7 protein-coding genes are annotated in these 5,708 nt (G+C 52.8%); 2 read left to right on the top strand and 5 right to left on the bottom strand.

Annotated elements, in window-relative coordinates; genetic code table 11:
* The 4 genes from QUB20_RS27945 to QUB20_RS27930 all read right to left on the bottom strand — a co-directional run.
* On the bottom strand, positions 1-223 hold a 223-nt coding region (locus tag QUB20_RS27945), incomplete at its 3' end, for a hypothetical protein (protein WP_333291811.1).
* Positions 220-420 carry a MerR family transcriptional regulator gene (locus tag QUB20_RS27940; protein ID WP_332962587.1) on the bottom strand — a complete coding sequence of 67 codons (201 nt, stop codon included), beginning with the start codon at positions 418-420 and terminating at the stop codon, positions 220-222. The genes QUB20_RS27945 and QUB20_RS27940, both read right to left, overlap by 4 nt.
* Positions 421-774: 354 nt before the next feature.
* A complete protein-coding gene (locus QUB20_RS27935; protein ID WP_332962586.1) occupies positions 775-1,248 on the bottom strand; it encodes a helix-turn-helix domain-containing protein in 474 nt (157 codons plus the stop codon).
* Positions 1,245-1,922 (bottom strand): recombinase family protein, encoded by a 678-nt coding sequence (locus QUB20_RS27930; protein ID WP_332962585.1) that lies wholly within the window; start codon positions 1,920-1,922, stop codon positions 1,245-1,247. Before QUB20_RS27930 ends, QUB20_RS27935 begins: the two co-directional genes overlap by 4 nt.
* Before the next feature lie 258 nt (positions 1,923-2,180).
* On the opposite strand from QUB20_RS27930, the gene QUB20_RS27925 reads away from it, so the two are divergent.
* On the top strand, positions 2,181-2,609 hold the full coding sequence (locus QUB20_RS27925; RefSeq protein WP_333101137.1) for a hypothetical protein: 429 nt from the start codon (positions 2,181-2,183) through the stop codon (positions 2,607-2,609).
* 842 nt (positions 2,610-3,451) lie between these two features.
* Entirely contained in the window at positions 3,452-3,820 is a 369-nt protein-coding gene (locus QUB20_RS27920; RefSeq protein WP_332962583.1) for a hypothetical protein, read from the top strand.
* A gap of 154 nt (positions 3,821-3,974) precedes the next feature.
* On the opposite strand, the gene QUB20_RS27915 is transcribed toward QUB20_RS27920, so the two are convergent.
* Positions 3,975-5,618 carry an HTH domain-containing protein gene (locus tag QUB20_RS27915; RefSeq protein ID WP_333043023.1) on the bottom strand — a complete coding sequence of 548 codons (1,644 nt, stop codon included), beginning with the start codon at positions 5,616-5,618 and terminating at the stop codon, positions 3,975-3,977.
* Positions 5,619-5,708: the final 90 nt, after the last annotated feature.

Genomic DNA, 5,708 nt, shown 5'->3' with positions numbered 1-5,708 from the left:
CCTCGGTGCCGATCTGCAGGGCAGAAAGGGGGATGGCATAGGCGGCCAGCTCGGCTCTGATTTCCTCGCGGGTGGCTTTGGTGCCGACGTTGGCGATGGCTTGGAGGATTGCCAGGGTGGATCTGATTCCCCCTTGATCGTCGTTTTCTTGGCAGGTGGCGAGCTGGTAAGCGGCTTCTGAGATAGCCTCCTGCGCTTGTTTATTAAGTTGTGGGTGCCTCACTTCTCCGGGCCTCCTACGGCCTGAGTGGGCTGGGTTTTGGTGAGTCTCTCAATCTCAGAGCTGGGGACGAGGTATCTGCCATTTGGCAGCTTTTCGGTCCAGATCCAGCCTCGTTCTTTCCAGTTGAGAAGTGTTTGAGGGGTGACGTGCAAAAGCTTTGCAGCTTCTGCGATGTTGTATGAAGTTACGGATGTCATGAGGTGTCTCTGCTTGCATTAGCTGCATTTCCTCACTCGCCTCGTTGCCCCTTCCTCCCTGAAAAAGTAAAGTTCTCTTGACAGATGCTTTTTCCTGGGTTAGAATCGTCCTGCTAGTAGAGAGCGCTGCAGTCCGATCCTTTTGGGGGTTGAGATTCAGTTTTGGACCGCCTTCATGTCCGGCAAGACATGGGGCGGTTTTGCTTTTAATGCTGTTCAACGAATCCAGACGAAGACCACTAGGTAAAGGCATCATTGCCTTTTGTTTGGTAGCATGAATTCGCTTGATTTGAACTCAAGGATATCCCTGCTTGGCTGAGATGCCAGTGGTCTGTAGAATTAACCATGTATAGATCAGGACTTTCTGACTTTGGTCCACTTCGTCAGCTTCTCCCAAAGGTTCGATTTCGGCTCTGGAGCTGGTAGAGCCTTGATTACTCGGTCCTGCAGTTGACTGAGCTGGGCTGTTAAATCGTGGTTTTGGTCCGCAAGGTTCCGGACTTCATGTGCCAGCGGCCTGAGCTGTTGGACTTCGTGCCGTAGCTCCTCGATCATGGCCATTTGTGCCTCTGCCAGAGCCTTCAGGGTTGCCAGGTCCCCGGTGTCGAGCTTCGTGCCTTCAGCGGCTGGTATCGGCTCTGAGACGGCCTTTTTAGGGGTGGCTTTTGATGCGCGCTCAAGATCCTCGGCGGTTACCCGGTATTCCTTCCCCTTGGGTCCCTCGATCAGCTCGGCGGCCAGGCGGCCTGACTTGATCCAACGGCGTAGAGTCTTCTCTGAGACTCCAGCGGCCTTGATTGCTTCAGCCAGCGATAGAGTCTCATTCATGCGGCCTCCCTTCTCTGCAGGACCACACGGACCGTAGAGGCGTGCCAGGTCCCACCCTTGGCGGTTGGCACGTTCCGGACGTTCAATTCGTTGGCGATGGCCAGCATCCCCTTTCCTTCGGCTCTGAGGCTTAGAATCAGGTCCTCGGTATCGCTTTCAATCATTGGCCTGGCTCCGAGAATAACACCCTGGGCTTTCTTCTCGGCCAGTCCCTCGCGGGTTCTGAGTCCGATCAACTCTCGCTCAAGCTGGGCAAAGGTGGCCATCATGCTGAGTTGTGCTCTGCCATGAGGGGTGGTTGTGTCTAGCCGGGCATCCAAGAGGCTGAGATTCCAGCCGTAGTGCTGGGCCATGTCCCCTACCTGGCAAACGTCTTTTACCGATCGGCTGAGGCGGTCGAGCTTGGCGGCCATCAGTACATCAGCCTCCCCTTTGTTCAGCAGGTCCAGAGCCTTCTGCAGTCCAGGGCGGTTGAGAGTCTTTCCAGAGATTCCACCGTCCTCGATCAGCTCGGCCAGGTGCCAGCCGTTCCTTTCACACTCGGCGATGATGGCGGCTTTCTGACTGGCCAGGCCTGCACCAGAATCAACCTGCTGGTCAGTCGAGACCCGGACGTAGCCGATAACGTGCTTGGTCTCTCTCTGGCTGGTCTTCGTCTTTCGTGCCCTGGGCATAACAAGACTATACACGAAACGTTCGTCTCATGTATACGGTCCCTGGTCACTTTCTTATTTTGTCTAGTCAGAGTGCTTTTTAGCGTGTACAGTTTTCGTTGCGCACCTGTCCAATTTTGAACCTGTAGCCTGGTCAATTTTGTCTGGTCATCATTCATGTCCACCCTGGTCAATATGGCTGGTCATACTGTCCAGAGCCTTCTGCAGTCCAGGGCGGCTTTTACAACGTCCAAAGGTAGGAGCATGAGAGGAAACACCGTGAGAAACACCGCGACCCAGTCAGGGCGAAACGGGGGACGGCTGAAGGTTGGGAACCCAGGCAACAAAGGCGGCGGCAGGATCAAGGATGAGCTGCGGTTAGAGCTGGTCGAGTGCTTTGAGGTTGGGATTCAGAAACTCAAACTGCGACTATTTCGAGATTCCATGTCCACGGGTGAGCTGGTGCGGCTGGTGGATCTTCTCGGTAAATATGCCCTGCCCTACGTGGTCGAAGAGAATGAACCCCCGCAGATTGATCTCTCTATGCTTTCGCTGTCGGCTCTGAAGGAACTGGAGGCGGCATCTAAGGGACGTACTGCTTTGTGGGTCGAGTCAGCCTCTCTGGAGGAACTCCGAGAATGGGCACGAAAGGACGCCAAGGGTGAGCCTACGTTTATCGTGCTTGACTACACAAAAGAGAGCCAATAGCTTCTAAAACTTTCCCCCTGATTTCTGGGGGTAGACCTCTATACATGGTTGGAACTGAAAAAAAGTGAAGGCATCAGCAAGGTGCTTTTGATCTTGATTCAGAAACAATCAGTATGGAGAAAAACCATGTTAATAAAAACGAGCCTAAACGCTCTAGAAGATCTATCGTTTCTGCCTTCTTTGTGAAGGTTCTACCTTGGCTGTGCGCTATATATGAAGGGATTGGCTTCTTAAGCGATGTCCTTGGAATAGTCGAGTTTATAGGGAGGTTCATTCACTAAAACTTTCTTAGCATCAGCGAGGGGGACGGCAGACCTTACAGGGGTCGTACCCCCTTCTTTTGGCTTCAGCCAGCTCCAGGGGTCGCTTGCTTCGTGAGAGATAGCGGCACCTGTCTTTGTGGTACTTGTCGCCTGTCCTGGTGACATAAACCGTCTGTGTCTGTGGCTTGTTGGTGAGAGCCTGGGGAACGACTGCGATAGTCGAGCCTATTAAGGCGATCAGTAGGGCAGAGCGTGATAGATGCCTCACGGTCGCACCTTACCTGGCTCAAATCGCCTTTTAAGGGGAAAGTTTTCGTAGATGGACTCTCAGTGTGGTCCCCGTGAGGGTCACTTATTGACGGGTGGCAGGTTTAAGACTAGAATCAAGAGGTGAATCCAGCCGGAATAAAGCTGTGTCCGAAGTGCCAGAGCCAGCACCAACTGAACGCTCAGGCTTGTCCTTGTGGGCACGTCTTTAGAACTCAATTCGTGCCGCCAAATCAGACTGTGGCGATGCCAGTTCAACCCATGCCCGGATATCAGCCGGACCCGTACGCGAATCCCGGGGGAATCTACGCCATGCCTCAAAAGCGTTCGTCTGCTTGGGCTTGGGGCCTTTCAGGGTTAACCGTTATTGTAGGGGTTGCTCTTTTTCTGCTTTGGCCAAACATCACTATGACATTTGATCGTAATGCCCTTTCTGGTGACTGGGAGATGACTGCTGGTAATCAAACATCAGGAATCATTTTAAAGTCTTCAGGTGAGGGGACCTTCTTGAGTAACTCTACTGTTATCCGAGATTTTAAATGGGAGTTGCCTCGCCCTGGCTTCATCTATATCAAAAGTGAACGATCAGTAGTGTTTGAATATGAGTTTCTACCTGGCGGCGGCTTGAGAATTGGCGAAGGGACTGACGCAACGGTTTACTATCGAAAGGGAACCCGTTAAGTTCTAGACACTTTTAAGGGGAAACTTTTAGTTTTTGACCGACGCGCGCGATTTTATGCATGAGGGATGGCGAGGCACGAGAGATGGCACGCATTGCCCCTCAGAGCCAGTTCTAGGCGTCTTTGACCAGATTCTGGACTCCTTACAGGTGCCATCACACTTGCAACGGTCTAGAAACACCGTGGCCGGCAGTCCGATTTTGAACCTGTAGGTGGTCCGATTTTGTTCGGTTCCGCTCGGCCTGGCTGGTGCCATGCTGATACTTGGCCTGGTCTTTCAGCTTCTGCCGTTTGGCTTCATTGTTCCTGGCATCAATTCTCCTTTGCTTCTCCAGCTTCCAGCCTTCTCTCTGCAGAGCGTGGATCAGCTTTCGGTGTTCACCGCGGCCAAGACTTCCACGCATTTGAGCGGCTCTAAGGTGGGCGGCTTCGTCCTCGATCCTGACGTAGCCTTTACCTTTCTTGGCGATGAGCCCAAGAGCTTCAAGCTGGGCCAGGCCTTTGTAAACACTTTGGCGAGTGCGTTTTGCCAAGGGTGCTAGTTCGGCTGCCGTGAGAGGTTCTGAAGGATCAAGAATCAGCCAGTACCTTTTTAACCCGTTCCGGCCAGAGAGTGAATCATGCGAGCATTTGTCGCAATAGGTGACCACTCTTTCTGTACACCCCCCTCCCCCTTCCAGGGGTTGAGTGGTCACTTTTTGAGACACTTTCAGCCTGTAGATTGAGGCTGTTTTTTGACTGCCATTTACTACTTTCTGAATGTGTCCAAGTTCACAGAGCTTTGTAATGCAGTTGCGGGCGGCTGTGTCTGAGCATCCAATAGCTTCGGCCAGGCTTCTTTTACTCAGGTGGAAGGAGTGGCCGTGGTTGAGCTTTGAGAGTCTTTCAATTTCGAGAATGGCAGCGTAGAGGTTTTTTCCCGATTTCTGTACGTCAGGGCACGAAAGGACGTGCTTGGTCCAGGTTTCCCCAAAAGATCTTTTTTTAAAAACCCCCCCCGCGTCAGCGGGTCCAGGTTTCAATCTCGGGAGGGTAGCTCGATCACTGCTGACGTAGTTCCAAACATCTTTTAGGTAGTTGTCCTGCTGTTTTGGGCTTCTGTCTTTGATCTTCTCGCCTGGTCCTTGTGGGTGCCTGAGAATCAATGTTTTAAAGTCCAGGTAGCTCAAGCCTTGCCTGAGAGCCAGCCCAGCGATCAGGCATAGGCGGTCACTTCTGAATCCGATAGGGACTGATTCTCCAGCGAGCTGGTCCAGGTCTAGTTTCTGCTTTGTTGGTTTTTGTGGCCTGGTTCCGTCTCTGAGTAGCTCTAGTATCTGCTGAATGGTTAACCCTTCCGCGCTGGTTGAGCGAGTCTGTCCAGAGCGATGAAGGGCACCAGGCGGCCTGATTCCTTGGGTTCTGACTGCTGAGGGTCCACCTATCTCTTTAATCAGATTTTCACAGTGAAGGCGTTGGGCTTTTGTTTCAACTCTAACCCAGAGATGCGCTTTCCCTGGTCCCCCGCCTGAGTGCATCACTGCTGAGGGGAACCTTAGCTTTCTTTTTAGGGCAAAGGCTTTGTCCAGGCCATCTTCTGTGTCGAAGTCGGCGGCAACAAAATCAAGGTTTGGCAGGATGAAGCCAGCGTCTTTTTGTGGGTCCCAAGTGTTGAGCCAGCGTTGGCCTGTTTTCTTGTTATCAGGGTTCAGGTCATAGAACTGTTTGTCACGGGAGATGACTACGGCTAGCTCTTTTGTGGCGATGGCTTCTGATTCCTCAAGCTGTGGCGGCCTGGTCAGGATCTCGGCGATGCTCACAGGTCCAGTCCCTCCTCGGTGCCGATCTGCAGGGCAGAAAGGGGGATGGCATAGGCGGCCAGCTCGGCTCTGATTTCCTCGCGGGTGGCT

The sequence above is a fragment of the Microcoleus sp. B4-C2 genome, from assembly GCF_036705265.1.
GTDB lineage: Bacteria > Cyanobacteriota > Cyanobacteriia > Cyanobacteriales > Microcoleaceae > Microcoleus.
The sequence above is the reverse complement of the archived record's forward strand: the minus strand, read 5'-3'. Positions and strand labels throughout refer to the sequence as shown.

What these genes read in the sequence shown, in the direction of transcription:
- QUB20_RS27935 (WP_332962586.1), bottom strand. Translation starts at nt 1,248, where the DNA reads ATGAATGAGACTCTATCGCTGGCTGAAGCAATCAAGGCCGCTGGAGTC.
- QUB20_RS27920 (WP_332962583.1), top strand. Translation starts at nt 3,452, where the DNA reads ATGCCTCAAAAGCGTTCGTCTGCTTGGGCTTGGGGCCTTTCAGGGTTA.
- QUB20_RS27930 (WP_332962585.1), bottom strand. Translation starts at nt 1,922, where the DNA reads ATGCCCAGGGCACGAAAGACGAAGACCAGCCAGAGAGAGACCAAGCAC.
- QUB20_RS27940 (WP_332962587.1), bottom strand. Translation starts at nt 420, where the DNA reads ATGACATCCGTAACTTCATACAACATCGCAGAAGCTGCAAAGCTTTTG.